Here is a 26,244-nt window from a genome sequence, read left to right as displayed (position 1 = left end):
AAGCTCTGTAATCATTGAATTACAGAGCTTTTTCTTTGTTTCGCTTTCTTAAGAAGCGGTGCGGACGGTAATCGTACCTGCCGCTTATAATATCTTTTTAATCAGTAACTTATGCGTAACCTGAAATTTAATGGTTACGACTTGGTTACGATTTCATCTTGTCAATTTTCGTAGCTTATGACACCACCGTGTCACCTTTCGATTGCGAGTGCAAAAGTACTACACATTTTTGAAACATGCAAGTTCTTGACAATATTTTTTTTCAGCCTTTTTTTCAAGTGCAAGGTGCGAGCCTATATATATAAATAGGCTTGCACCTTGCACTGAACTAATTTTGAACCTATTAACCTTACTCCTGACCGAAACGGATTGACCTCGCATTTTCCCGCAAAAAAAAATGCAGGAACAAAAAAATTATGGTGTAGTACACGTATAGTATACCATGCGGATTTTGACTTATCGGGAACTTTGCGGCAAACATTTCAATAATTAGGATTATGACAGAAGTTATCGTAATGGAAAGTGCCGCCTATCAAAAGATGATGGGGCAAATAGCGAAAATCGCTGAGTTCATTACCAAGAATGAACACAAGTTGCAGGATTGCGACTTTGACAACGATGTATGGCTGGACAGTCAAGAAGTGGCCGATATGCTCCATATCAGCACACGCACCCTGCAACGGTTAAGGAGCGACGGACTGGTAGAGTATTCGGTGTTCCGCCGCAAGTGCCTGTACAAGCTCTCAGAAATAGAGAAAAAGGTACGGGAAAAGGTTATCACGTGTGAACCGCACCTGATAGACGTTTACAAGAAGAACCGGTTGTTGGATATAACAAAGGACGAAGACAATGAATAAGGAGGATATTTTGCAGGCGACGGACAGGGGGCTTTCGGTGTTCAGACACTACCTGCCCGTGCCGTTCCGCATCGGTAAGAAGTTCCTGAATCCTTTATATAAGGATACGAAGGCATCGTGCAACGTATATTATGACCGGCGGCATTCGGTGTATAAGATGAAGGATTTCGGCAATGAGGAATATTCCGGGGACTGCTTCGAGTTGGTAGGGACAATGACGGGGCTGAGTTGCAGGAACGCGAAGGATTTCGTTGAAATCATGCGCATCATTGACCATGACCTGCATTTGGGGTTGGCGGACGGTTACGAAAATTGTGTGGACACATCTTCCGTTCAGGTAGTTTGTCCGCCCACGCCGGAACAGGTGATAAAGAAAATACGCCCGTATAATATCGTACCAAGGGCGTTCAATGAAACAGACCGGATATTTTGGAGCAAATCCAGAATCACGGAGCATACATTAAATAAATATAATGTACGGCCTCTGCATTCGTTCAGTTCCGTCAATCAGGAAGGGAAAAGCTATACCTTGACTGAAACGGCACAGGAACCGATGTATGGCTATGTAGGCGACAAATACATTAAAATCTACCGCCCGCGCTCGGAGATGCGTTTCCTCTATGCCGGAGATTTGGGCGACAATTACTGCTTCGGACTTGACCAATTATCCGCCAAAGGGGATTTGTTGTTTATCACAGGCGGTGAGAAAGACGTGATGAGCCTTGCGGCAAACGGATTCCATGCCATCTGTTTCAATTCGGAAACGACGGTCATCCCTACCTCTGTGCTGATGCTGCTCTCCTACCGGTTCAAACACATTGTCCTGCTGTATGATATGGACAAGACCGGTCTGGAAGTTTCCGCCAAACGGCAGGAAGAATTGAAGCCGTTTGCATTGAAACGCCTTTTGCTGCCACTGTCAGGAACAAAAGAAGAAAAGGATGTAACGGATTATTTTGCGTTGGGACACACGCACGACGATTTATTGAAATTGTTCTTAAACCATTTGGATTCATTATACAAGGAAGATATGTCAGCATTAAAATCATGCGAGTTGGATTTCAACAACCCGCCACCTGTGGCACAAATGATAGTATCGGTGAACGATGTGCCGCTGGGAACACAAGGGAACCTGCTCTGCATCACCGGCGGGGAGGGTACGGGGAAAAGCAACTATGTGGCCGCCCTGATTGCCGGTGCTGTGAAACCGGAAAACGCGGAGGGCATCGACACGCTGGGCGTTTCCATTGAAGGGAACCCGAAAGGCAAGGCGGTGCTGTTCTATGACACCGAACAGAGCGAGGTGCAACTATACAAGAACGTAAGTACCCTGCTGCGCCGTTGCGGGCGCGACACGATGCCGGAGTGGTTCAAGGCATACTGCCTGACGGGAATGAGCCGCAAGGAGCGGCTGAAGTCCATCGTGCTCAGCATGGACAAGTTCCATTACCAGTACGGGGGCATCCATCTGGTGGTGATTGACGGCATCGCCGACCTGATACGTTGCGCCAACGACGAGGCGGAGAGCATCGCCGTCGTGGAGGAACTCTACCGGCTGGCGGGCATCTACAACACGTGCATCGTCACGGTGCTGCACTTCATCCCCAACGGGCTGAAGCTGCGCGGGCACTTGGGCAGCGAGCTGCAACGCAAGGCTGCCGCCATCCTCTCCATCGAAAAGGACACGAACCCCGCCGTTTCGGTGGTGAAAGCCCTGAAAGTACGGGACGGCAGCCCGCTGGATGTACCGCTCATGCAATTCGCATGGGACAAGGAGAAGGCGATGCACGCCTATCTGGGCGAGAAACCGAAAGAGGAAAAGGACAGGCGCAAGGAAGAGGAACTCGTGGCGGTAGCACGCGAACTGTTCAGCCGGAAACGCTTCATCGGCTACATGGAGCTTTCGGAAGAACTTCAGGCGGCGTTCGAGGTGAAGGAACGCACGGCCAAGAGCTACATCCGCTTCATGCGGGAAAAGGAAATCATTGTGAAATCACCCGACAGCCCGAACAGCTACATGCTGGGCGAGGTATAAAAGCACAGGAGGAACGGCCATGTTAGTGGACAAGACTGAATTTGAGGCGTGGATGGAGCGCATCATGGGTGAACTTTACCGCATATCGCGCAAGCTGGACAAGGCGGAGAACCGGCAGAAGCACCTGAACTACCTGAACGGGGAACGGCTGTACGACAACCAGGAGGTGTGCCAACTGCTGCGCATCAGCAAGCGCACGCTCCAGCGATACCGGAACAACGGGGCATTGAAATTCCATTCAATATACCACAAGACCTATTACAAGGAATCAGACCTGCACGAGTTCATCCGCAACAACTTCGACGAGAACGAAATCAAGCGTCAGGCACGGAAGGACAAGCTGTCGGAAACTTATCCGATGCCCGAAGAAATGGATGAAAACGGCGGGGAGAAAGAAACAGAAGAAAAAGAACTCTCAGATGATTGTGGATAATGCATCTTGGATGTTCATCGTTCAGGGATACTCTCTACCGCTGTGAAGCAGGAAGTTCCCGCTAATTAGGTTAAACAACCGGCTTCATTCTGTCGGGAGGACAGGGTGGAGCCATTTCTAATAAAATTCCAGTTTTGTGTCGTAAAAACAAGAATATTTCTTATCTTTGCACCGACAACCAAGGACATGGGATTATGATTATCACAAGAGAAGTACAGAAACGATTGGAAGATTTTCAGCCCGATTATGTGTTTACCTACCGGGACTTAAACTTGCCTGCCGAAACGAGCGAAAGCATCATTAAAATGCTGAATCGGCTGGCGGGTGAAGGCTACTTGGCTAAAATATCCAAAGGACGGTTCTACAAGCCTAAAAAGAGCGTGTTCGGAACGTTGAAACCCAGACAAGAAGAGTTGGTGAAGGATTTGTTGGAAAAGAACGGAAAGCGCATCGGATATTTGACCGGTTACTCCGTCTTTAATCGGTTGGGGCTTACTACACAAGTGCCCAACATCATCCAAATCGGCACAAACCAACGCAGGAACAAGAAACAACGGGATATATTCACCGTCTGCTTTGTCCTGCAACCTAACCCGATAACCAAAGACAATATTCCGCTCCTGCAATTATTGGATGCCATCCGCTTCATCAAGGAAATACCCGACACCACGATAGAGGCATCATACAGGCGCATAGCTTTTCTGGTAGGAGAACTTGGCAGGAGGGAGAAGGAAAAGATGGTTGCCTTGGCCGAGGCCTATCCGCCAATGGTACGCGCCTTGTTGGGAACCATCATCGAGAACGATTGCGGTATGGCGAAAGCGCAACCTTTATGGGATTCATTGAATCCAGTAACGGTCTATAAATTGGGAATAAATGAAGATACATTGCCTAATAAAAAGAAATGGAGGATTGAATGATACTGGAAAAACAACCTGAACTGTTAGCAGATGCAATACGCGCGGCTTCCGAATATTACCATATAGCACCGGTCTATATCGAAAAAGACTATTGGATAAGCAAGATATTGCAACAACTCTCCCGAAGCGTTTATATGGAGAACACGGTGTTCAAGGGCGGCACATCCTTGTCAAAAGGGTACGGATTGATTAACCGCTTCTCGGAAGATGTGGATGTGGCTGTACTCACGCAAAAGTTGAGCGGAAATCAGATAAAGACTTTGATTTCCAAGGTCTGCAAAGAAATGACCCAAGGCTTGCAGGAACAGGTTGTGCCTAAACTGACAAGTAAGGGTTCCCGTTATCGGAAAGCCTTGTACCAATATCCGGCAAGCGTCCATGACCCGTTGTTTGATTTTGTCGCCAACCGTGTAGTCGTGGAAATAAATTCGTTTGCCAATCCTTATCCATATGTCAGACGGCAAATAAAGAGCTTTATCACTTCCTACCTTGAAAATACAGGTATGGACTCTTTCATTGAAGAATATGACCTGCATCCGTTTGAACTGAACATTCTGGACAAACGGCGCACCTTGTGCGAGAAAGTCGTTTCGCTGCTCCGTTTCTCCTTTATGGATAATCCGGTGCAAGGATTAACCGGGAAAATCCGCCATTTCTATGATATCTATTTTCTGCTTGACGATAGGGAATGTATGGAATATGTGGAACAGGATTTCATTAAAGACCTGCAAGAACTGGCGGCGCATGACCGACAAATGTTTGACTCACCGGAAAAATGGAAACATACACCCATTAAAGAATCTCCCCTTCTTGGTTCATTCAATGAGCTATGGAAGCAATTGGGCGGATATTATGAACGGGAATTAAATTATCTGGCATATAGCCGGATACCTGATGCGAATCAAGTTGGAAAGAAATTGCACGATTTCATTTCGATAATTGAAAACAAGATATAATTTACAACATACAGGGATTTATGGCTCGACCGATTAAAGAAACGCCGGTAGTTACCGGTAAGGACGCTAAACGCTTTGCGGAGAAGATAGCTCACTTGAAACCTGAAAGCAAGGAAGAAAGGGAGGCGGCAAAGAAGGTTTATGCGAAGTTCAAGGCTCAATATACATTTTGGTGAAAAACATATAAAGAATGTATTGGCGAGATTTGAAATAGAAAACTTGGCAACCACCTTACTATATGTAGTTGCCAAGTTTTTCATTAAGTGTACCCCGCTCACAGCTTCATCCTCCATTTCGGTTTTTCCTGCGGCTTCTCCGTGCCGTCTTCCGGTTGGGGGATGCCGCCGATTACGACCTTTTCCTTGCCCGCGCTCATCAGCTCCTTGATGCTGATGGTCTTGGGCATGGCTGACAGCACCGGCGGTTTGCGCTCCGCCGCATGTGCCATGTAGTCGGGCATACGGTGGACGTATGGTTCGGATGCTGCCGGGACGGCAGGGTCGCCGGGCATTGAGGGGGCGGGTTGCGCCACCGATGGAGCTTGCGGCTCCGGCCGGATTTCCGTTACCCCTTCAGTGTTGGCCTCCTGCGCATCGACGGATTTCAAGGAGAGCAATATCTTGCGGTCAAGCGTGGCAAGCTCGGCCTTGAGTTGCTTCAACTCATCCTCTTTTTTCCATGTTTCATCCACGACCTGCTTCAGGACGGGAATTTCCTTTTCAATGTCAGCATTGTCCCGCGTGTATTTCTCAATCAGGCGGGGGATGCTGTCGAAAGCGTTGATGAAGTTCCGGCAGGCGGTCTGCGGGTCGGCTGCCAAGCGTCCGTTGTTGTAATTGTACAGGAGTTTGCCCGCGCCGCGCACGAAGAAGCGGTTCTCGCAGAAGTCCAATCCCTCCTTGACGGTGGTGTCGGTCTTGACCACGATTTCGAAGCCGTAGAGGGAGCCGATGGGAACCGGCTGGCCGTGCGTGCGCTCCTTGTCCTCTATCTCGTGCAGCCGGGCGGCAATGACTTTGGGGTCGCTGCCCGTTACCCCGTCAATCTTCAGCGGGTTGAGCTTCTTGCCATCCTTGTCGTACTGCACGCGGCTCTCGAAGTCGGCCATGTCCTGCCGCGCCCTCGCGATGATGTCGCTGTTGGAGGCTTGGTTGGCCAACAGGGTCTCCAACCGGATGCGCGAATCGCCCTTGCCGCGCTGGAACGCCTTGCGCTCGCCCTCCAGTCCGGCAATCTTCTTTTCCAGACGCGCCTTGTCCAAAAGGTCGGTGTTGCCGGAGAGGATGGCCACATACTCGGAGTAGTTCATGCCCCCCTTCTCGTCCATGCTGCCCTCGTCGATGGTGCGGCTGCCCATGCGGTTCTGCTTGAGCTGGGTGATGAAAAGCTGCTTGTTGTGGAGCAGGTTGAACTTGTAGCTGTCCAATGACTTCTCCACCGCATAGATGATGACATCGACCTTGTTATCGGCATAGAGCTTCGCCACCTCGTTGCCCTTGCGGATGCCGCGCCCGTCGCGCTGCTGGAGGTCGCTTGGGCGCCACGGTGCGTCCAAGTGATGGATGGCCACACACCTTTTCTGCGCATTGACACCCGTGCCCAACATTTCGGTGGAGCCGAACAGCACACGGATGCGCCCCTCGTTCATCGCCTCAATCATCGCCTTGCGCTTCTTCTCGGTCTTGGCTTCCTGAATGAAGCGTATCTCGTCTTCGGGGATGCCGTGGTCTTCGACCAGTTTGCGCTTGATTTCGCTGTACGGGTTCCACTGGTCGGGCTTGTACGTGCCCAAGTCGCTGAACACGAACTGCGTGCCCTTATGCTCGGCGTATCGGTTGTAATACTGCGCAATCATGTCGGCGCAGTGGGTCGCCTTGTTGTCGCGGTCGTCGTCATATTTCAGCGGGTCGATGAGCCGCATGTCAAGCGACATCTTGCGGGCATAGTCGGTGGCGATGAGCATCTTGGCCTTTTCTTCCTTCTCGGTCAGCGGCGGACGGCCCAATACGGTGGCGTTGCCGGTCTTGGCGAACTCCATGAGCCTGGCGATGAACTCCTGCTGGTCGGGCGTGGGCGCGATGTTGTGCAGTATCTCGTTCTTCTTCGGGCGGTCGATGCCGATGTCCTCCGCCGTGCGGAAGTCGGTAATCTCGGAATAGAACGAGGCGAGTTCGGGCACCTTGATGAAATAGCGGAAGCGTTCCTTCTGCACAATCTCGTTGGTCACGGAGAACTCGTAGTCGATGGACTTGCGTGCGAACACCGCCGCCCATGCGTCGAAGGAGCGGATGCCCTGCCGCTCCAGTTCGTTGGGGCGCAGGTATTTGAACAGGAGGTACAGCTCGGTCAGTGAGTTGCTGATGGTCGTCCCCGACAGGAATGTGGCTCCCAAGTCCTTGCCGGTGCGCTGCTGGATGGTGCGGATGGCAAAGAGCATGTTGAGCGCACGCTGGCTGCCCTCCGAGTTGCCCAGCCCCGCCACACGGTCGTGGCGCGTGGTGAACATGAGGTTCTTGAAGCGGTGGCTCTCATCGACAAAGATGTGGTCGATGCCCATGCGCTTGAAGTCCGCCACATCATCCTTGCGGGTTTCTATCTCGTGCGTCAGCTCCTTAAGCTTGACTTCCAAGTTCATCTTGCGCTTTTCCGCGCCCTTGAGTTGGGCATTGGTTACCTCACTGCCTAACTGGTGCAAGACTTCCAAGTTTTCCTCCACGCTGTCCAGTTCCTGCTGCAAGATGTCGCGCTGGATTTCGGGCGACTGCGGTATCATGCCGAACTGCTCGTGCGAGAGGATGATGGCGTCCCAATCGTTGTTCTTCATCTGGTTGAAGATTTCCACGCGGCGGTCGGGCGTGAAGTCCTCCTTGCCCGGATAGAGAATCTTGGCATGGGGATAGGCGGTGCGGAAGGTCTGCGCAATCTCGTGGATGTTCGCCTTCAGACCGGTGATGAGCGGCTTGTGCGCCAGTCCGAGCCGCTTCATCTCGTAGGCGGCGACGCACATTATCAGCGTCTTGCCGCCACCCACCTCATGGTCAGCGATGCCGCCGCCGTTCATCTTCAGCATCCAGATACAGTCTTTCTGAGATGGATACAAATCCTTGATGCCCAACCCTTTCAAGTCAAGGTCAGGAAAGGTCTGGTGGCTGCCGTCGAACTTGGGGCGCACGAAGCAGTTGAACTTGCGGTTGTACATGTCCTCCAGCTTCTTCTTGAACTCCGGCGACTGCCCCATAAGCCAGTCGGAGAAGCCTTCACGTATCTCGTCAATCTTGCTGTTGGCCAGTTGCGTGGCTTCGGGGTCGCGCACCTTGATATCCTTGCCGTCCTTGTCCGTGACGGTCTTGGTGATGTTGGGCGTGGTGTTGTGGATGGCGTGGCGCATGAGGGCCACGCCGTTGAACAGGCGCGTTTCGGAACGGACTGCGTACTGGTTATAGATACGCGGGCTGAGTTCGGAGGCACGGATATTGTACTCGTCCGCGCTGGCGTTGTAGCGGACGGACACGTCGGTGTCGAACAGCCATGAGGCATAGCGGCTGTACACGGCAGCCGGTATCCAGCGTTCGCCGAAGTTGAAGTCCAGCTCCTCAAAAGGAATGGGTACCGGTGCCGCCTTACGCAATGCTTCAAGCGAAACGCGCGATTCGGCATCGTCGGGATGCGTCCGCAAGTATTCTTCGACATACTCCGCCTTTGCCACGACATTGCCCGCGATGAAGCGGTCGGCAATCTCGAAACGCTTTGCCAGCGGGTTGTAGAACACCCTGCCGCGCAGTTCCTCCAGCAATTGTGCCTGCGGTTTGTCGGTGAGCGATTCCATATATTCCATGTCTGCCTCGCCGTACTTGTTGAGCGAGGCCGCCAATGCCTCGTGCACATCGTCGGTGTGGGTAATCTCGTTCACGTTGTACGATACGGGATGGTCGAAGATGTCTGCCTTGACCGCCTTGCCGTCGGTGTAACGCTCCAAGGCGAGGATTTCCCGGTTATCGGCATCCATGCGGAACAGGTCGATGTTCTTCTTGTCGTTCAGGTTGCCGAACTGACGGACAAAGCCGTCGTACAGCCCGTTCAGGCCCGCACGCAGTTCCCCGTTCTCCTGCCGGTGTTCCGCTTCGTCGTTGTACAGGCGGTGGTAAGTGTCGCGAAGTTCAATGTAGGATGCGGCACGCTGCTGCTGGCGGGCAGGCAGTTCCAGCGGATGGAACACGGGGATTCTATCCATGTCGGAGAGGTAGCCAATCTGCCCGTCCATATTCACCAGTGAGCCGTTCCGGTAGTGCTCCAGCCTTTCACCGGTGAAGGGGCGTGGCTTCATGCGCTCCTGCCGTGCGGCCTCTTCCTCCGCCCGGCGGCGCTCCCGTTCCCGGAGTTCTTCTTCCGACGGGGCTTGGGGTGCGGCTGCCGGTTCGGGCTGTGCAGTCCGGGCAGGCTTTTCTGCGGGCGATGCGGCAATGGCATCCCCTTTTCCGGGTACGGACTGGCCGCTGAGCGGTTCCACAATGTCGAACAGGGAGAGCTGCGGGGTCTCCTGCTTCTTCTTCCGCTTGGGCTTCCGTCCGGTGCTGAACGCCTGCCGTTCCTCCTGTGTGAAGCCGAAAAGGTCATACAGGGACATCAGTGGCTCCTGCGTGACGGGTTTCTCCGGTTCAGAGCGGACAATGGGCGGTTCTTCCACAACCGCCTCCGGCGTTTCCGTCGCGACACGCCGCTGTTCCGGCTTGGATAACGCCCGCACCTGTGCAATGCGTTCCTGAAGACTTTCCGCCCGTACTTCCGCCAGTTCGCGCAACTCACGCACCGGCGAGAAGCGGAGATAAAGGTCAAGGTCGAGGTTTTCCGACAGGTTCTTGTCCAGCATCCATTTCAGGTCTGCGGCGATGGCATCCATGCCCCCGTCATGCAGGAAGACGCGTGCCGGTTTGCCGTAAGGGTCGGTTCCCACATGGCCGCGCGTATGAACAATGGCGGCGGTACGCTCAAAGTATTCATTCTGGGTCGTGCCGTCGGCCTGCGTGCTGACTTCCACGAAGGCTTTTTCAAGGCCGGTGTATTCCCTTCCGGATGCCGTGTCCTTCTGCAACACAATGAGGTCGCTGCCCACCTCCGTACCGGCATAGTCGGTAAAGAGATTGTTGGGCAGGCGGATGGCGGACAGGAGCCGCGCCCTTTCCATCAGATATTGGCGCACGGGAGTGCCCATCGCGGAGTTCATCACCCCTTGCGAGGTGATGAAAGCCACGATGCCGCCCTCGCGCACGGCATCCAGCCCCTTGACGAAGAAATAGTTGTGCAGGGAACCGAGCGCGAAACGCCGTGCCGAACCATCGTCCATCGACGGGTCAAATACCCGGATGTCGCCGAAAGGGATGTTGCTTGCCGTCACATCGAACCGTCCGTTGTCCTGCGGGGGAAGTTCCTCGAACCCTTGCACGCGGACATCCGTACCGGGCTGAAGCTGCCGGAGGATGCGCCCCGTGAGCAAGTCCTTTTCATACGCGGTGGCTTCGGACACGGCGGTGGCGTTGTAGAAATGCGGCTGGAAAGCAGAGAGGAAATTGCCCGTGCCCGATGACGGGTCGAGGAAGCGGTGCGGCGACACACCGTGCTCCTCCAACGAGAAAGCGACGGCACTAATGATTTCCGGCGGTGTATAGAACGCGGTAAAGGTGGATGCCTTCACACTGTCCACCAGCCGTTTGTATTCCCGTTCATCCGTCGCCCCCTCGCGGAGCACGCCATGCAGTTCCGACACAAGGGGAAAGAGTTCGCGGTCGCTCTGCGTCCAGCGGAGGATGTCGGTGAGCTTGCCGAAAGGGGACAGCACCGCCTTGATGCCCCCGAAGCCGGTGTAGGCGGCCAATACCGTCTGCTCCTCCGGTGTGGCGGCACGCCTCTCCCGTTCCAGACGGAACATCAGGCGGATGGCCTCGATGTTGTCCCTAAGATGTGCCTTCTTGTTATATGCCATTTTCTTCGAGCCAGATTGAGATTACACCGGCCAGTTCCCCGCACAGCCGGTCGAAGTCGGGGGTAAACTCAAAACCGTCGCTCAGGTCGTAACCGCTGAACACCCTGCCGCATTCGGGCAGGAGCTGGAGAGCTACCTCGCGGGCGCGACCTGCGGGCACTTCGTCGGCAAACTCGTTCCACAGCACGGTGATGAGCGTGTCGAGCCGGGAAAAGTGCAACCCGTTAAACAGCACCTCGTCCGCTTGTCTGACGGCTTCGTCATAATCCATGCCCGACTGGACAGCATTGCTGAATGCTTCGGCGGCAAGGTCGGCACGCGCACGGATGAAAGCCTCGTCCGTCGCCAGTTCGGGATGCGATTCGCGGAGGTAGGACAACAGGGTAAGACGGTAATAGGACAGTTCGTCCGGCTCAACTGCCGGAGCCGGGATGTTCGGTTTGTTCGGATTCATGATTTTTCTTTTTATTCGTGTTACAAAATACATTTTATACCGGTATAGGATGAAGCCGTACCTGATGTACCATCAAGCCGGACTTCATGGCACATCAAGTACGGCCTTATCCTGCATCAAGTCCGGGTTGATGCAAGAGGGTTTATTTCCGCTTGGCAGATTTGCCTTTGGATGGTTTCTTGTCGGCAAACTCGTAGCCCACGGAGAAGTCAGGGCGCAATACCAATGAAGCATCGAAAGCCTTGCCCTCCCTGCTTTTGAAACCTTTGATAACACCGGTTCTGCCTTTGGTCAGGAGTTCGGCAAGCTGTTTGTCCGACAGTTCCTTGCCGCCCTTGTTACGGAAGAGGGTAAAGCCACAGTCCACATCGGCGCATTTGACGACCTTGGGGAAGAACAGCACCCGGCTGTTCCGGCATTTGGGACACGGGTATTCGCTTTCCGAAGGCGCTACGGACACTTTGGTTTCCAACAGTTCGGTCACAATCTGTGCGGTATATGCCTCGATGTCGCGCCGGAAGGCGGCTGCGTCGGCTTCGCCCGATTCGATGCGTGCCAGCGTGTCCTCCCATGCAGCAGTCATTTCCACATTGGCAATCTTCTTCTCCTTTACCGTTTCATAGACCGCCATGCCTTTGTCGGTGGGCACGAGGCTTTTCTTCTCCCTCTGGATATAACCGCGTGCGAACAGCGTTTCGATGACGGCAGCACGGGTGGCAGGGGTTCCGATGCCCGTCTCGCGGATGCTTGCCCGTAGCTGCTCATCGTCAATCTCCCGACCGCAATGCTCCATCGCCGAGAGCAGCGAGCTTTCGGTGTGCAGCGGCTTGGGTTTGGTCTGCCGCTCTACCGCTTCGAGTGCCTTTATCGGGAGCGTCTCGTCCTGTTCCAGATTTGGGAGTGCCATACCCCCGCCGTCGTCCTCTTCCTTTTCGCCGCGCACGGCACGCCATCCGGCGGACTTGACCACCGTGCCTTTGGCCTGCGCTTCGCTGCTGCCCACCGCCGCATGGATTTCCGTCACCTCCTTGATGCAGGGGGCGGAAAAGGCTTCGAGCAGGCGGGCGGCGACCATGTCGTAGATGGCCTGTTCGTCTTTGGAAAGGCCGGAGGGCAGGTTTTCGGTTACAATCAGCGCATGGTGGTCGGTCACTTTCCCTCCGTCCACGCTGCGGCGGTTGAGCGGTGCGCCGGAAAGCGACGCGGCATACTGCCCGAAACGCGGATGTTGCCGCAAGAGGGCGATGCGCGAGGGGATTTCGTCGAACACGTCTTCGGAAATGTACCGGCTGCCGGTGCGCGGATAGCTCAGCACCTTTTTCTCGTACAGGCTTTGCGCAAGGGAGAGCGTGCGGTCGGCGGAGAAGTCCAGCCGGGTGTTGGCATCCCGCTGAAGGGCGGTCAGGTCATAGAGCAGCGGAGGTTCTTCTTTGACCTCCCGCCGGGCAAGTGCTGTTATGCGGAGCGTGCCGCACGCTTTCATTTCGCCCAACGCACTGTCTGCGGCGGTCTTGTCCTCGTAACGCTGTTCCGCTGTGGCATGGAACGCAATGCCATCCTTCTCCACCGTGATGCGTATCTGCATGTACTTCTTCGGGGCAAACGACTTGTTCTCCAGATAACGGGAGCAAATCATGGCCAATGTGGGTGTCTGTACCCGTCCGAGCGAGAACACGCCCCGCCCGGCGGCAAGGCTGAGCGCCTGCGAGCCGTTGATGCCGATGAGCCAGTCCGCTTCGCTGCGTGCCTTGGCGGAAAGATAGAGATTATCATAATTGCTGCCCGGCAGCAACCGTTCCATCCCTTCGCGGATGGCCTTGTCGGTCAGGCTGCTTATCCACAGGCGGACAAACGGTTTGGTGCAGCCTAAATAATGGTAGATATATCTGAATATCAGCTCCCCTTCGCGTCCGGCATCAGTCGCCACGATGATGCGGTCGCCACCCTCAAACAGTCCTTTGATGATGTTCAACTGGCGCACTACGCCGGGGTCGTCCTTGTATTCCTTCCCCTCACGCTTCTGGCGGGGGATGAGCGTGAATTGGGCTGGCAGTATGGGCAGGTTCTCCTGCCGGAAACCGGCAAACCCGTAGGCTTCGGGCATGGCCAGCCCGACCAGATGCCCGAAAGCCCATGTTACGGCACAGCCGTTGCCTTCCAGATAGCCGTCCTTCCGCTGTCCGGCTCCTACAATCGCCGCGATGCTTTGCGCCACCGACGGCTTTTCTGCGATGATAACATTCTTCATATACACTTATATATTATAGGTAAGTAATTAGAGTGATGCACCGACTCCCTTTTTCTCCGACTTCCGGATACGGCGGTTCTGGGACGCCGTCTGCGCGGATTGTTTCGGCTGCCCGCCAGTCTGTCCCTGCGACTGCTTCTTGCTCTTGTCGGGATTCCAGCGGAAGAAGTCGAACTTCATCTTCTCGTAGTTGGGGCGCACGTAGGCATTGAACGTGCCCCCGCCACCGTCGGACATGCCCTTGACATACGCCGCCTTGCCTGCTTTCAACGCATCTTTCTGTTCCTGGCTCAGTTCCACCCCTTTCAGCTTCTGCGGGATGATGATTTCGCGCTGTCCGCTCTGGCTCTGCCCCTGCTCCACCTTGCGGTTCAGCCCCCGGAAGTCGTAATCGAAGCCGCCCTTGCAGACGTTGTACTGGAGGCGTGCGTCGTAATGTTTCTGCCTTCGCTCAGACCACATGCCCTCGACCAGTACGGACTCGCCGTTCATCAGCCGTAGTCCCTGGTCTTCGGTCAGCGCGACCCCGTTGATTTCGCGCACCTGCTTCATATCCTGCATGGGAAGGTGGTGCAGGCGGTTGGTCTTGGGGTTGAAGGACAGAAGACAGGACTCCACCGTACCGTCAGGTTGGCGGATGTCAATGGTTCGTCCGGCGTTGTTCGTTTTCAGCAGGTTGTCCTGCACTTCTTGGGGCAGTTCCGTCCCCATGTACTCCTTCAAATCCGGATACCGTTTGCAGCACTCGATGTTGAGCACGGGTTTCCCGTCGGGCGATTCCACCAGCCGGATGCAGGCCGGTGTTTCAAAGCTGATGCCCTCGAAGTTGGTGCGGATGTCAAGCACGGCAGATTCATGCCCGTTGAGCAGGCGTGCCGTACCGATTTCGCCCAACGATTCGGGCGTGATGCCCATGCGTGCGAGCTGCTGCCAGTCCACCTGTTCCATGCTCCATTTCGTGGATTGCTGCGGGGCGGGTTCTTCGGTGGCGGGAGCCTGCCGCAAGTCCTGTTTCCGCACGTGCTGTTCCGGGTCTAACCTGTACCCGTCAATCATGGCCGCGTTCTCTTCCGGCTTGCGGAACAAGTCCGCCATATCCTTGGCGGCGGCAAGCAGTTCCGCCGGGATGTGGTAGAAACGGAAGTCGGACGGGTTGTCAAACTGCCGTTTGAAATTGGAGAAGAAGGCTTCGAGGATGGATTCGCTGCGGTCGATTTTCAGGAAATCGCCGTCGGGCTTGGCCTTTGCCAGCGGCTGGGTCTTCAATGAGCCGTCCTGTTCGATGCGCTCTACCACATGGGGCTTGTTGCCGTCGGAAGCGTTGGTCATTACCAGCACTTCGTCTTTCATGTCCTTGAGGTTGTCCATATACAAATGAATTAAATCGTGAAACAATAAATTGATTGCGGCACGAAAGTAAACGGGCTGCCTTGCCGGGCAATGGGAAATCGGCGGACGGGAGGCAAGTGGCTATGGGGTGGCGTGAAGTGTCCGCCCGCTTCTTTTGAAAAAACATCCGACCACCCGGTTTGCCCTTCCGATTCTTTTCGTATCTTTGGGGCAGTGGGATTAGATATGTGCCTGACGGTGTGCTGAATACCGGGCAGGTTATTTACCATTAGCAATAAGATACGGCCATGAACATTAAAAGCAATATTTTAGGATGCCTTTCCTACATCGGAATAGCCATAGAGTTTCTGTTGATAATTCAAACCTATATATTCTTGGATATGGGGAAATACGGCTATATGTTGGTAACCGGAAGCCTTGCGGTGATTCCGTTTGCCATTATGTACTGGAATATGCGGAGAAGCCAAAGGCGGGAAGAAGACAACAAAAAGAAACACAAGGAATGGCTCCGTTCCAAAGGCGTTGCGTTGGAAGTGGATTTGAACAGTTGCAAAATTTCCGAAAACAAACGAACCGTCCATTATACCCGGATGGACATTCCTGCTTATTCGTTAAAAACACGTTTACATGCGCCTGCTTCACTGGATGAACCGGATTTGCCCTACCAATCATGGCGCAGCCAGAGTACGAATGCCAGCGAAGCACTTATGAATCCAGACCGGATGTATGAACCGTTTTCTTATGAACGCTGCTATTGCATCGTAAAAGCAATCTTGGATTACAAGGGTAAACGGACGCAGTTTTTCAGCGAACCCATACTGATGGACAAGTGCAGTTTGGGCGTTTTTCTTGCCTTGCATAAAAGCGGAATCATTTATGTCAATCCCCGAAATAAAAAGGACTACTTTTTCGACCTTGATTTCCTGAAACAGGAATGATTGATGGCAGATAAGATGATGAAACTCGAAGCCTTTGTAATAAGGAAAATCAAAAATTTCGGAACGATATGGACTATGTAAGCAGTATATGGAATGAATTTTCAAAAAACGATAATAATGATTGATATTGTAGGACTGGGAAGTATAGGCAAATATATTATTTGGCTATGGAGTAAATATGTAAAACGAAAACATATACCTTATATGGACCTTGAGTTTCATTATCCCAACTATCTCTTTATAGCATTGGGGAGTATTGTTGTTGTCATCTTTTTAGTTATAGCAATAACCTATTTTTCAATTGACTAACGTGAGTCCGATATAATTCAGAACATCGTAAGTTGCCCGTCTATGAGAAAATTGAGGTCATTGGCTGCACTTCATCTAATCGTTTTGCGCCAAATGCTTGCCATAAACACAATATTTCCTTATCTTCGCTGACCAAAAAACATAAACCTACGCATCAGCATGATAACCAACCGGGAAGAAATCATTGACAGGGCATTCGGGGTATTTGTCAGGATGAACTATGAGAAGGCAAGCATCATCACGCTTGCCAGAGCCTGCGGACTGACCAAGACGGGCATCGTCTATTATTTTCCGCACAAGCTGGACTTGTTCATGGCTGTGGTGGACAAGTATGTGCTGCAAATACACAAGCCGGACAACAAGTTTGCCGCTCCCGCCGATACGTTGGCGGAATTTATCGGGCAATACGTGGCGGGAGTAGCCGCTTCCATGAAAAGGATTCTCGAACTGATTGGCGATAACCACAGCCCGCATGATTGCAGCCTTAATTCCTATTACTTCCATTTTCTCTCGCAAGTGCGCATGTACTATCCGGACATCAGGCAAAAAATCGAGCGGATTTTCCAACTGGACTATGAACTTTGGGAGAAAGTCATACGGAAGGCGAAAGAGAGCGGAGAAATCAGGAGCGACACGGACGTGCAGAAGGCGGCAACCCTGTTCCGGCAGATTTTTCTCGGACTGTCCTACGAACAGGCGTTCCTGAACGGTCTGGACGTGGACGAACTGGAGAAAAACTTCCGCTATATCTATTCCCTGCTTAAAGCCTGACGCCGTTTAGTCTTTTTAACTTCCATATTTTGAACGATTGTTCAAAATATACCGTTTTTTCACTACCTTTGAAGCCATGAAGCAAAATTCGACGACATGGACAAGGCTCAGAGGCAAAGAGGAAGCATCGTTCTTCACAAGGAAGAAAAGGATGGTGTGGATTATGTCCGGATAGAGTATGCAGGAAACGGGGCAATCCCCCTGCTGCTTGCCCAGGATACAGGCGTGGAAATGACCGGCAAGGATTCCGCTTGCATGGCGGCTGCCGTTTTCAAGCTGTCGGATTTCTACGACCGCTACTCTCCCCATGCCTACATTGATTACAGCCGGGTATATGTGCGGCATCCCAGACCCAAGAGGGAATACACGCTGCCGGAAGGCTATCTGGAACTGCTGGAACAGAAACGCTACAGCCCATCCACCATAAAGACCTACCGGGCTTATTTCAGCGACTTCGTGGAGTACCACAAAGGGCGCAACATCGACCGCCTGAAAGTGGCGGACATCAACAGGTACATTCTTTATCTTGTAAACGAAAAGAAAATTTCTGTTTCACAGCAGAATATGCGCATCAACGCCATCAAGTTCTACTACGAGCAGGTGAAAGGCGGGAAACGGCAGTATTACGGCGGCATCACACGAGCCAAAGAATACAAGACCGTCCCGGAAGTATTGAGCAAGAACGAGATAAAACGCATCCTCGACCAACTGTCCAACATCAAGCATCACTGCATGATTTCCTTGGTTTATTCAGCCGGATTGCGGCGTAGTGAATTGCTGAACCTCACACCAAAAGACATCAACAGTGAAACGATGTCCGTGCGCGTCATGGGCAAGGGCAAGAAATGCCGCTACTCGCTGCTTTCGCCCAAGCTGCTGGAAGAGCTGCGGCGGTACTTCCGTGAATACCGCCCGAAGAAATGGCTGTTTGAGGGCGAAACGCCCGGACAGCCGTACTCGGCAAGCGCATTGGTGAAAGTGCTGAAAGAAGCCGCCATGCGTGCGGGCATCAAGCACCGGGTACATGTACACATGCTCCGCCACTCCTTTGCCACCCACCTTTTGGAGCAAGGGACAGACTTGCATACGATACAAGAACTGCTCGGGCACAACGATATAAAGACCACTGCCATATATCTTCATGTGTCGAGTGCGCACAAAGCCAAGATCCCCAATCCGCTTGATTCGCTGGATGATTCGTAGGGTACAGCTATTAGAGATTAGGAAACACACCTGCCGGGTGTCGGTTATCGAAATATTTTACACCTAAGGGTGCATTTATTAATACATTATCGCTAATTAAAGTAATGAACAGATATGAACAAAACTTTTTTTGAAGATTTCGATATGTCCTTTTGGAATGATAGTGAGTATGCGCAGAAATACTATGTTGGTACTACCCCTACTAATGAGCAATTGGAAGAAGTGGAAAATGAATTGGGATATAAATTACCTCAGTCATATATTGCGTTGGTACAACAACACAATGGGGGTATGCCGATTAACACTTGTTTCCCGACATCAGTTCCAACTTGCTGGGCTGATAATCATATTGCTATTAGCGGAATTATGGGCGTTGATAAAAACAAACCATATTCTCTTTGTGGAGAAATGGGAAATCGTTTTTGGATAGAAGAATGGGGCTATCCTACTATTGGCATTGCAATATGTACCACTCCTTCTGCCGGACATGATATGATATTTTTAGATTATCGTAAATGCTGTTTGGCAGGTGAGCCGAGTGTTGTTCATGTAGACCAAGAAAACAATTATAAAATTACTATGCTTGCAGTAAGTTTTGAAGATTTTATTCGTGGGCTTGCTAATTGCGCAGGATTTGGAAACGTAATTGTCAAAATATAAAACATGGATAATATGAAGAATATAGGACAACAGTTATTTGATATATTGAACTTTATAGATATGTCAGATAAAAGAGAAAGTATAGACCATTTGCCATTCGTACAACAGTTAAAAGATATGTGGGTGGCAACAGATAGTAATAAGTACAACGAAAGAAACAGCAAAATCATAATAGTTAGAATTATCAATGAACTTGTACAACTGAACATTTCGGAAGAAATAGAAACATGGTTGTGCGAATTGGATAAAATTTCCCCTAAATCACCTCAATATGCAATGGACTTTTTAAGAGGTAAAGTGTACTTCCAATTGAAGGAATACACTAAGGCTGCCGAATATCTAAAAAAATCATATAATGCGAATAAAGATTTCTTTTGTAGGCAAGAACAAATATTTCTCAAATTTATAAATAGCGATAACGAAGCAGGATAACGGACAAGCCGTTCCCTGCTACCCCATTAATAATAAAGATAATTAAAGTATGGACGATATTACGAAAAAAATACTTGAAGAACTTGTTATAGATTTTATTTCAGAAATGAATGAATGGGAGAAGTATTGTAACGAGTTTGACGAAGACCAGTTAGAATTGGACGAAACAGAGCATAAGATAAAGCAAATGGTTGCTTCTATCATTAGTAAATATTGTACAGACAAGGAACGAAAAATGAGCCGCCCGAATGCTTTGTCATGGGGACTTGAAGGAAGTTATGACTATGATCCAAATAAGGAAAAAATAATAGATATACAAGAAAGCAGGAAAAATAAATTTTTTGTGACAACACGAACTGATGACGAATATCTACAGTATATTGTCGTCAAAAAAAATAATAAGTATTTGATAGATAGTAAAAAAAGGAAATTCTTAAGTGAGGATAAATGGAGTGTTGATTATTTATAAGTCAAACAACCAACTTTGATGTTTACTATAATAAACTCTATTATTAACAAGGTCGAGATAACAGCTGAACGCTGTTCCTCACCAAACCATTAGCGAAAATTTCAGAAAGATGAGATACAGAAAAGAAACAATAAGTCATTTCGCACGAAACAATCTGATGCGAGAAGGGGGAAAATACAAGTATTATTTTTTTGACTACCTGTATTATCGGTTATATGTGGTTTATCGAAAACATAATGAAGCTGCACGTCTCAGTGCCTGCCTCTTATTGGGCATGGTTTCTATGATAATATTTTTCTTTTTCAGTATCTTCTTTAACAAAGTACTGACAGATGATTGGTTTTCATTAGAGAACTTCACTCCCATTCAGATACAAAGTATATTTGTGGGTGCAGGTATGTTGTGCTTTATCGCATTCTTTTTGCGATATACTCGCAAAAGGACAGCCGCTATACTTTCGAAATACAAAGGTAACATGTGGAACAAGATAATCCCAGCATGGATGATATATTGTTCTCCTCTATTGGTGTTCTTGGTAGGAATAGGTATATGCAAATTGATTTATAACTAAATATGATAAAAAATTTCAAGTAATATTTCGCTAACAACGCAGGATAACGGCAAGCCGTTCCCTGCTAACCATTAGTCACAACTTGAAATAACTTATAAATTAAAGCAATATGAATAAAGATATAATAGTAGTAGAAGATGAAAAAGAAATAGCCATCTTTCATTACAAAGTGTTTTGCGAACTTTTGGTAGAGTGCATATCTATATATGGAAATACTACCATAGAGAATGCACAGCAATTGGTTAAAAATTTTTATCCGATTCAACATCCAATAGAAAGTACTATTGCTGTTTCTATCTTTGCTCACGAACCCTTTTATTACTGGGCAATGCTTGCTCGATATGGTGAAATGTATTGGCTTGGACATCCTGAACGTGAAGAAATCCCCGACAGTTATCAGGAATGGTTAGATAATGCTTTAGCCAGATATGGTTTGGATGAGTTTTATGATTTTATAGATAAACAAGAATAATAACGTGACTAACAAAGCGTGATAACGTTTAATAACGTTCCCCGCTTAGCCATTAGCTGTAATATAAGCATGAAAATGATTATTTTCTACATACTGGCATTTCTGTTTTGTTTGCCTATACAAGCACAACAACAGCGTTTCTTCGGTGTCATTCAGGATGCGGACGGATATACAAATGTACGTGACACAAATGGAACAGTAATAGACAAATTATTGGATAATCATGTGTTTGTCGATTGGGATGCACAAAAGAACCATAAAAAATGGCATAGCGTAGAATATGGAGCCGAAACGGGTATAACCAAAACTTATCCGAATGGAAATACCCATATAGGAGAAATCCATAAAAGCCGCATCTGTTATTTACCAGATTTGCCACAGTTAAAGAAACAGCCGCAAAGTACGGATAATTATCTTGTATATGCCAACGACACATTAACCGTAGAAATAGGTTTCCGAGATTTTAATCTCCAACGACACTCCATTGTTTATGATTTGGACACAGGTTTTGTTCGGAGCATTGACGGTTGTTCTGATTTAATAGGTATAGATAATAATATTCCAAATAAAGAATATGAATCTATCACCGTCAAGTACCCTGCCGGGATATTGGAATTTCCAACAGCATATATAACGCATCTATACGAACCGAACCAAAACAATGTTGTCGTAGCATTGGGTAATGGAAACACTCTGTTCATCAGCACACAGAACAGTGACGGTGCAGGTGGATATTATGCCGTATGGACAGTAGAAAATTATCTTGTTAAAAGTCTGTTTGTGTTACATGACTTTTGACTAAAATACAGCTAACAACGCAAGGTAACGGCAAGCCGTTCCTTGCTGAACCATTAACGATAACGAATAAAGTTATAAAATGAAGCATATACAAATGATAATAACAATAGTGTGCATACTTTATGTAACCGTAAGTTGTACAACGCAAAAGGTTGCATATAGAGAACGGCTTGAAGAAGCAAAAGGATATGCCCTTTATGCTTGTATCACACACATGAACAAGTCTGTTGATAGTACATCAGTTATCAACAAAGATTATTCCGGCGAGTATTTTGTTCAATTAAGCAGTTTATCGCTGGAAGAAATTATCAGAATTAAGGAATATGTGGATAAAGAATGTATGAATTATTGGAGTGTATCTCAAAATCCGGAAGGTAATATGATAGCATATTCATCATGGAAATTCTATAACTCCAAAGGTTTGGATAACTTTATCCGTAAGACATTAAGGAAAAATATCGGTAACAACGAAAGATAGCATCTGACGATGCTCCTTTCTAACCATTACCCACGTAGTAAAGATATGTTTAGAACACAAATCGAAATATTTACTCCTCGCAGTTTTGGAAGGATTCCAACACATCCCGAAGATGGTTACATGGTAGAAGATGTGACAGAATCCGTAATTCAGCAAATAATCAAGGAGAAACTTATAAAGAGAGTTCAAATAAGCGATTATATTCCTGATACAGTTCTCGAAAAATTGAATCGCATATTTATATCACGTCCTGATATTTCTTTTCGTGTATATGGAGGGGCTGATAAAACTTCTGGATATGAGGATGATTTCAATGGTTGGAATCTGGATTTCCTACGATTTGTTCCTGATGTACAAAATATCGAAATAGGCAGATTTGAATATAAGAATACTGACTTATCGATTCTTTCACGTTTGTCAAATCTAAAATCGTTAATATTAGATATTTATAATTTAAGGGATTTTTCTTTTATCAAAACGCTGTCAAGCCGGTTAGAGCATCTGTATATAGATGCGGTTTTGAAGAATGGCAAACCTGTGTTTGATTGTCAATGGCTTTTGCGTTTCAAAAATCTCCAATCCCTCTTTCTCGGGAAATTAGATAAGAATCTTGAATCTATTGTAGGACTAAGTCAATTGAAAAAGTTGGAATTAAGGGCTGTCAAGAACAAGGATTTGTCTTTCTTAAAACAAACGCCTATTAATGACTTGTCCATTTGGTGGTGTGACGGTTCAAAAATAGACTTGACGGTTTTGAGTGATTTTAGGACTTTGCGCCAACTAAGACTTTTTAGAATATCTAAATTGGATGATATTTCATTTGTTAGTACACTCACGGGACTTGAAAGGCTTGAGTTGATTTGGTTGGCCAATATTACTAAGATACCAAACTTATCCAATCTAAACAATTTGACGGAAGTTTATATTGATGACCTAAACAAGTTGGTTGATATTACAAGTCTTGTAAATGCTAAAAAATTGAGAAAAGTATATATGTCAGGCATTAAAAGTATGACAAAAGAATCTGTATATGCAGTATTAGATAATCCAAATGTGGAAGAATTACATTGTTTTGGCGGAAAATCAGAAATAAGTAATATACAAATAAATCGAAAAAACAAAGAATAAATTACGTGGGTAACAAGCACCTGTTCCGCCTAACGGCGGCAAGCTGCATCCCATTAATCAGTAAAATGAATATGAAGTATTTGAAGAAACTTAGTATATATTTTGTTATCATTCTTGCCATCGTTTTGGTATGTGGCTTCACGGTACTTGTAATTAAGGAAGTAGATAAGGGCACATTTTATGACTTAGCCACCTCGGAGGCATTGGCCTTTTGTTTGCAATTGGGGATGGCAGCATTTACTGCCCTCATTCCATACAGTCTGAGCGTCGCGGCTTTCCTGAGCTTCTGGGCAATGAGCGACGAAAAATGGACGGGCTTTTTCCGCAATACGGCCATCGGTCTGGTTCTTGTCTTACCCTTATCGGCCATGACCTATTACTACGACTGGTTTGTACGCCCCGAAACCAAGGCCGCATACGCCGTGAAAGCAGTCGAGATAAAGCAGACCTATCCCCAAGAGCTGGCAGACACGTTCCGCATCGACCCAGAAAAAATACTGTACGATATGCCCATGGTGATGCCCAAAGCGAAACTTATCGCCCGGATAGATTCCCTCAAGGCATCTTTTGAGGCCGATGTGGACACGTGCGGACTGTTGCTCTCCATGCTGCCGGACACCTTGGCATCGGCAGCCTACGACAGCTACCAGTTGGAAACAATGGGCGTTGCCTATCAATATGCCGCTCATCCCGCTGCCAGCGAAGACAGTCTGATGTTCATAGCTCATACGGAATTGTACCGACACGCCATCACCGCATGGAAAACCTCCACCGAACTGCAACGCCATCAAAAAGAATATTTCGGCAGAACTCTCAACACTATATGTATATACGTCGCGTATATCCTGTTCGCTTTCTTGGGGTATCTGCTGCGCTACAAACCGATAAAGAATATATTGATGGTATTCGCGGTACTGATTGCCGCCGCTTGGATTTGTCATGAAATAGGTTCTATTGTTCAGGAACATGCGAAGAAACTGAACGGGGTGTCCCGTCAAGTCGTGGACGATACTTATAAGGAGATAGAAGGAATAAGAGAAAAGGAAAGAAATGCTGATAACGATTCGCTGAATTGTTTTCATGACAATTAGGTATATAGAGATAATGGCGAATGCCCTATTCGGAAAAACTGTCATCAATGACACTTTTTTCGAGTATGATTTATCGTGTTTCTCATTCTGTACTTGCTGGCGTGTTACTGGATATTTGGCTTGGAATCGTAAAACAAGGTGGAAAAAGGATGCATCATTATTTATTAAGCATGATGAAATTATTGGAGAAATATTACAATATCAATTATTACTGCACTTATAAGCTGCTGTTCTTCATTTTCAACAGGATGCTAAATCCTTTCTATTGGCTAAGTTTCTCGAAATGGAAAAACGGCTATATAAATCGGTGCATTTCGATTAATAAGCAAATAAATGAACCCGATAAAGGAGGTGTCGATGCCTATCTCAGCGATTTGGCACTTAGCACCCCAATCACCATCAGCTTTTGGATATTCAGTCTTGTCTGCCTTGTCTGCTCCAAGATACTAAGTGTACAATTAGTGCGTATTATTTTGGAAAACGACATCATTTTTTATCCATTACTCGTAGTCTTCGGGATATGCGGATATTATGTCAATGAAATATTCTTATTCAAGAACGACAAATACGAGAAGTATTTCGCCAATTTCGAAAAAGAGAAAAGGTATCTGCTCTACTACGGCATCTATGTCGTTTCCCTCGTTGTCCAGTTGGCGACTTTCTATCTGTTGCTTATGGAAATAGTGAAATAATATTTGCCGTGAACACAATTTTCCCTACCGTGCGGCATTTCCGGCGGAAATCGGAACAACCGGGCACGTGCGACCGGTTATCTTTGTGGATTCATCGAACTATAAAAAACATGCCGCTTATGAAAACAGACTTCATCGAACAGTTGTCCGCCACCGTCCCGGCAGGCTTGGAACAGACCACCGCCGCCCTGTGCGGAGAAGTGAGAGGGCTGCTGAAAGCCCGTACCCCAAAGCGTTACCTTGTATTGGAACCCTATGCGCAAGACACAAACTTATGCCACCACCTCCTTGACCTGCTGACAGGAAAGCCCGCGCTGCCGGAGGTGTCGGCTCCCGGATGCCGCCCGCTGCTGATGCTGCTCGCCCTGTCGGAAGACACGGAGGTGCAGAACCGGCTGCTGCACGGACTGGTGGAGCCATGGCGGAAAGCCTGCCGCACGCCGGAGATGCTCTACCTGTGCGACGTGCTGTACCAGACCCGCATCCCACGTCCCCTGTATAATATGTGCAACGAGGTGTGCGACTACTTTTTCGTGGAGCGGCGCAAGCAGGTGAGCCACCAGCCCACACCGCTCACCGAAGCGGAGCTGCAATATGCCGAGAAACGGCTGAAGCCCCTGTATGCCGCCGTGTTCCGGCTGAAGGTGAACCGCTACAGCTACCGCACGAACAGCGTGGAGGAACTGGCGGGGATGCTCTGCATGAGCGCATCGACCTTCCGCGAGAAATTCAGCAAGATATACCGCCAGTCCGCCAACAAATGGTTGCGGGAGCAACGCATCGGACAGATACGGCGGGACTTGAAATACCACTACGACCGCCCGCTCAGGGAGATAGCCGAGAAGAACGGTTTCGAGTCCGCCAACCGTTTCTGGGAATTCTGCACGGGACAGATGAAGCAAAGCCCCAGCGAGCTGCACAAGGAGCTGTACGACGAGCTGTGCGAGGAACGGCGGAAGTTTTATTTGGGGGAATGACGGCATTTCCGGCGAAAAACGGAAC

General features: G+C 49.1%; 23 protein-coding genes. 19 read left to right on the top strand and 4 right to left on the bottom strand.

Annotated elements, in window-relative coordinates; genetic code table 11:
- Window positions 1-497: 497 nt before the first annotated feature.
- The 6 genes from KTR06_RS06985 (at window position 498) to KTR06_RS06960 (ending at window position 5,377) form a co-directional block, all read left to right on the top strand.
- A complete protein-coding gene (locus tag KTR06_RS06985) occupies window positions 498-857 on the top strand; it encodes a helix-turn-helix domain-containing protein (RefSeq protein ID WP_072545384.1) in 360 nt (119 codons plus the stop codon).
- The gene (locus KTR06_RS06980) at window positions 850-2,892 is read left to right on the top strand and encodes a bifunctional DNA primase/helicase (protein WP_191762904.1); all 2,043 of its coding nucleotides are present in this window, start codon (window positions 850-852) and stop codon (window positions 2,890-2,892) included. Before KTR06_RS06985 ends, KTR06_RS06980 begins: the two co-directional genes overlap by 8 nt.
- 19 nt (window positions 2,893-2,911) lie before the next feature.
- Complete coding sequence (locus KTR06_RS06975) at window positions 2,912-3,325, top strand: helix-turn-helix domain-containing protein (protein WP_072545382.1); 414 nt, start codon at window positions 2,912-2,914, stop codon at window positions 3,323-3,325.
- A 194-nt stretch (window positions 3,326-3,519) separates the two neighbouring features.
- Window positions 3,520-4,245: a DUF6088 family protein gene (locus KTR06_RS06970; RefSeq protein WP_072545381.1), complete on the top strand. Its 726-nt coding sequence runs from the start codon at window positions 3,520-3,522 to the stop codon at window positions 4,243-4,245.
- A complete protein-coding gene (locus tag KTR06_RS06965; RefSeq protein ID WP_217290124.1) occupies window positions 4,242-5,201 on the top strand; it encodes a nucleotidyl transferase AbiEii/AbiGii toxin family protein in 960 nt (319 codons plus the stop codon). The genes KTR06_RS06970 and KTR06_RS06965 overlap by 4 nt, the downstream gene beginning before the upstream one ends.
- A gap of 20 nt (window positions 5,202-5,221) precedes the next feature.
- On the top strand, window positions 5,222-5,377 hold the full coding sequence (locus tag KTR06_RS06960) for a hypothetical protein (protein ID WP_164488585.1): 156 nt from the start codon (window positions 5,222-5,224) through the stop codon (window positions 5,375-5,377).
- A gap of 98 nt (window positions 5,378-5,475) precedes the next feature.
- On the opposite strand, the gene KTR06_RS06955 is transcribed toward KTR06_RS06960, so the two are convergent.
- The 4 genes from KTR06_RS06955 to KTR06_RS06940 all read right to left on the bottom strand — a co-directional run bounded on the left by KTR06_RS06955 (window position 5,476) and on the right by KTR06_RS06940 (window position 15,248).
- Entirely contained in the window at window positions 5,476-11,178 is a 5,703-nt protein-coding gene (locus tag KTR06_RS06955) for an N-6 DNA methylase (protein ID WP_217290123.1), read from the bottom strand.
- Complete coding sequence (locus tag KTR06_RS06950; RefSeq protein WP_217290122.1) at window positions 11,168-11,632, bottom strand: DUF1896 domain-containing protein; 465 nt, start codon at window positions 11,630-11,632, stop codon at window positions 11,168-11,170. The genes KTR06_RS06955 and KTR06_RS06950 overlap by 11 nt, the downstream gene beginning before the upstream one ends.
- Before the next feature lie 142 nt (window positions 11,633-11,774).
- On the bottom strand, window positions 11,775-13,880 hold the full coding sequence (gene topB / locus KTR06_RS06945) for a type IA DNA topoisomerase (protein ID WP_217290121.1): 2,106 nt from the start codon (window positions 13,878-13,880) through the stop codon (window positions 11,775-11,777).
- Between the two features lie 27 nt (window positions 13,881-13,907).
- Window positions 13,908-15,248 (bottom strand): DUF3945 domain-containing protein, encoded by a 1,341-nt coding sequence (locus KTR06_RS06940; protein ID WP_217290120.1) that lies wholly within the window; start codon window positions 15,246-15,248, stop codon window positions 13,908-13,910.
- 269 nt (window positions 15,249-15,517) lie between these two features.
- On the opposite strand from KTR06_RS06940, the gene KTR06_RS06935 reads away from it, so the two are divergent.
- The 13 genes from KTR06_RS06935 to KTR06_RS06875 all read left to right on the top strand — a co-directional run bounded on the left by KTR06_RS06935 (window position 15,518) and on the right by KTR06_RS06875 (window position 26,219).
- Window positions 15,518-16,168 (top strand): hypothetical protein, encoded by a 651-nt coding sequence (locus KTR06_RS06935; RefSeq protein WP_217290119.1) that lies wholly within the window; start codon window positions 15,518-15,520, stop codon window positions 16,166-16,168.
- A 468-nt stretch (window positions 16,169-16,636) separates the two neighbouring features.
- Complete coding sequence (locus KTR06_RS06930) at window positions 16,637-17,248, top strand: TetR/AcrR family transcriptional regulator (RefSeq protein WP_217290118.1); 612 nt, start codon at window positions 16,637-16,639, stop codon at window positions 17,246-17,248.
- Window positions 17,249-17,344: 96 nt separating this feature from the next.
- Entirely contained in the window at window positions 17,345-18,451 is a 1,107-nt protein-coding gene (locus tag KTR06_RS06925) for a site-specific integrase (protein ID WP_217290117.1), read from the top strand.
- Window positions 18,452-18,565: 114 nt separating this feature from the next.
- Complete coding sequence (locus tag KTR06_RS06920) at window positions 18,566-19,111, top strand: SMI1/KNR4 family protein (protein ID WP_117858198.1); 546 nt, start codon at window positions 18,566-18,568, stop codon at window positions 19,109-19,111.
- 12 nt (window positions 19,112-19,123) lie between these two features.
- Window positions 19,124-19,543 carry a hypothetical protein gene (locus tag KTR06_RS06915; RefSeq protein ID WP_147346651.1) on the top strand — a complete coding sequence of 140 codons (420 nt, stop codon included), beginning with the start codon at window positions 19,124-19,126 and terminating at the stop codon, window positions 19,541-19,543.
- Window positions 19,544-19,592: 49 nt separating this feature from the next.
- Complete coding sequence (locus tag KTR06_RS06910; protein WP_217290116.1) at window positions 19,593-20,012, top strand: NTF2 fold immunity protein; 420 nt, start codon at window positions 19,593-19,595, stop codon at window positions 20,010-20,012.
- 680 nt (window positions 20,013-20,692) lie between these two features.
- Window positions 20,693-21,055, top strand: coding sequence for a hypothetical protein (locus KTR06_RS06905; RefSeq protein ID WP_217290115.1), 363 nt, complete (start codon window positions 20,693-20,695; stop codon window positions 21,053-21,055).
- Window positions 21,056-21,124: 69 nt separating this feature from the next.
- Complete coding sequence (locus KTR06_RS06900) at window positions 21,125-21,853, top strand: hypothetical protein (RefSeq protein WP_217290114.1); 729 nt, start codon at window positions 21,125-21,127, stop codon at window positions 21,851-21,853.
- Between the two features lie 94 nt (window positions 21,854-21,947).
- Complete coding sequence (locus tag KTR06_RS06895) at window positions 21,948-22,331, top strand: hypothetical protein (RefSeq protein ID WP_254306401.1); 384 nt, start codon at window positions 21,948-21,950, stop codon at window positions 22,329-22,331.
- 45 nt (window positions 22,332-22,376) lie between these two features.
- The gene (locus KTR06_RS06890) at window positions 22,377-23,459 is read left to right on the top strand and encodes a hypothetical protein (RefSeq protein ID WP_217290112.1); all 1,083 of its coding nucleotides are present in this window, start codon (window positions 22,377-22,379) and stop codon (window positions 23,457-23,459) included.
- Window positions 23,460-23,524: 65 nt separating this feature from the next.
- Complete coding sequence (locus KTR06_RS06885) at window positions 23,525-24,550, top strand: hypothetical protein (RefSeq protein WP_254306400.1); 1,026 nt, start codon at window positions 23,525-23,527, stop codon at window positions 24,548-24,550.
- A 170-nt stretch (window positions 24,551-24,720) separates the two neighbouring features.
- The gene (locus KTR06_RS06880; RefSeq protein ID WP_217290150.1) at window positions 24,721-25,242 is read left to right on the top strand and encodes a hypothetical protein; all 522 of its coding nucleotides are present in this window, start codon (window positions 24,721-24,723) and stop codon (window positions 25,240-25,242) included.
- A gap of 119 nt (window positions 25,243-25,361) precedes the next feature.
- Window positions 25,362-26,219, top strand: coding sequence for a helix-turn-helix transcriptional regulator (locus KTR06_RS06875; RefSeq protein ID WP_217290111.1), 858 nt, complete (start codon window positions 25,362-25,364; stop codon window positions 26,217-26,219).
- Window positions 26,220-26,244: the final 25 nt, after the last annotated feature.

Origin of the sequence: Bacteroides sp. MSK.20.12 (assembly GCF_019052435.1) — a bacterium.
GTDB lineage: Bacteria > Bacteroidota > Bacteroidia > Bacteroidales > Bacteroidaceae > Bacteroides > Bacteroides xylanisolvens.
This window is presented reverse-complemented; position numbering and strand designations above follow the sequence as displayed.

Bases quoted from the DNA above. Each gene is read 5' to 3' on its own strand.
- KTR06_RS06935 (WP_217290119.1), top strand. From the start codon at position 15,518: ATGAACATTAAAAGCAATATTTTAGGATGCCTTTCCTACATCGGAATA.
- KTR06_RS06960 (WP_164488585.1), top strand. From the start codon at position 5,222: ATGGCTCGACCGATTAAAGAAACGCCGGTAGTTACCGGTAAGGACGCT.
- KTR06_RS06925 (WP_217290117.1), top strand. From the start codon at position 17,345: ATGGACAAGGCTCAGAGGCAAAGAGGAAGCATCGTTCTTCACAAGGAA.
- KTR06_RS06955 (WP_217290123.1), bottom strand. From the start codon at position 11,178: ATGGCATATAACAAGAAGGCACATCTTAGGGACAACATCGAGGCCATC.
- KTR06_RS06985 (WP_072545384.1), top strand. From the start codon at position 498: ATGACAGAAGTTATCGTAATGGAAAGTGCCGCCTATCAAAAGATGATG.
- KTR06_RS06875 (WP_217290111.1), top strand. From the start codon at position 25,362: ATGAAAACAGACTTCATCGAACAGTTGTCCGCCACCGTCCCGGCAGGC.
- KTR06_RS06900 (WP_217290114.1), top strand. From the start codon at position 21,125: ATGAAAATGATTATTTTCTACATACTGGCATTTCTGTTTTGTTTGCCT.
- KTR06_RS06940 (WP_217290120.1), bottom strand. From the start codon at position 15,248: ATGGACAACCTCAAGGACATGAAAGACGAAGTGCTGGTAATGACCAAC.
- KTR06_RS06950 (WP_217290122.1), bottom strand. From the start codon at position 11,632: ATGAATCCGAACAAACCGAACATCCCGGCTCCGGCAGTTGAGCCGGAC.
- KTR06_RS06970 (WP_072545381.1), top strand. From the start codon at position 3,520: ATGATTATCACAAGAGAAGTACAGAAACGATTGGAAGATTTTCAGCCC.
- KTR06_RS06975 (WP_072545382.1), top strand. From the start codon at position 2,912: ATGTTAGTGGACAAGACTGAATTTGAGGCGTGGATGGAGCGCATCATG.
- KTR06_RS06930 (WP_217290118.1), top strand. From the start codon at position 16,637: ATGATAACCAACCGGGAAGAAATCATTGACAGGGCATTCGGGGTATTT.
- KTR06_RS06910 (WP_217290116.1), top strand. From the start codon at position 19,593: ATGGACGATATTACGAAAAAAATACTTGAAGAACTTGTTATAGATTTT.
- KTR06_RS06920 (WP_117858198.1), top strand. From the start codon at position 18,566: ATGAACAAAACTTTTTTTGAAGATTTCGATATGTCCTTTTGGAATGAT.
- KTR06_RS06915 (WP_147346651.1), top strand. From the start codon at position 19,124: ATGAAGAATATAGGACAACAGTTATTTGATATATTGAACTTTATAGAT.
- KTR06_RS06890 (WP_217290112.1), top strand. From the start codon at position 22,377: ATGTTTAGAACACAAATCGAAATATTTACTCCTCGCAGTTTTGGAAGG.
- KTR06_RS06885 (WP_254306400.1), top strand. From the start codon at position 23,525: ATGAATATGAAGTATTTGAAGAAACTTAGTATATATTTTGTTATCATT.
- KTR06_RS06905 (WP_217290115.1), top strand. From the start codon at position 20,693: ATGAATAAAGATATAATAGTAGTAGAAGATGAAAAAGAAATAGCCATC.
- topB (WP_217290121.1), bottom strand. From the start codon at position 13,880: ATGAAGAATGTTATCATCGCAGAAAAGCCGTCGGTGGCGCAAAGCATC.
- KTR06_RS06965 (WP_217290124.1), top strand. From the start codon at position 4,242: ATGATACTGGAAAAACAACCTGAACTGTTAGCAGATGCAATACGCGCG.
- KTR06_RS06880 (WP_217290150.1), top strand. From the start codon at position 24,721: ATGATGAAATTATTGGAGAAATATTACAATATCAATTATTACTGCACT.
- KTR06_RS06895 (WP_254306401.1), top strand. From the start codon at position 21,948: ATGATAATAACAATAGTGTGCATACTTTATGTAACCGTAAGTTGTACA.
- KTR06_RS06980 (WP_191762904.1), top strand. From the start codon at position 850: ATGAATAAGGAGGATATTTTGCAGGCGACGGACAGGGGGCTTTCGGTG.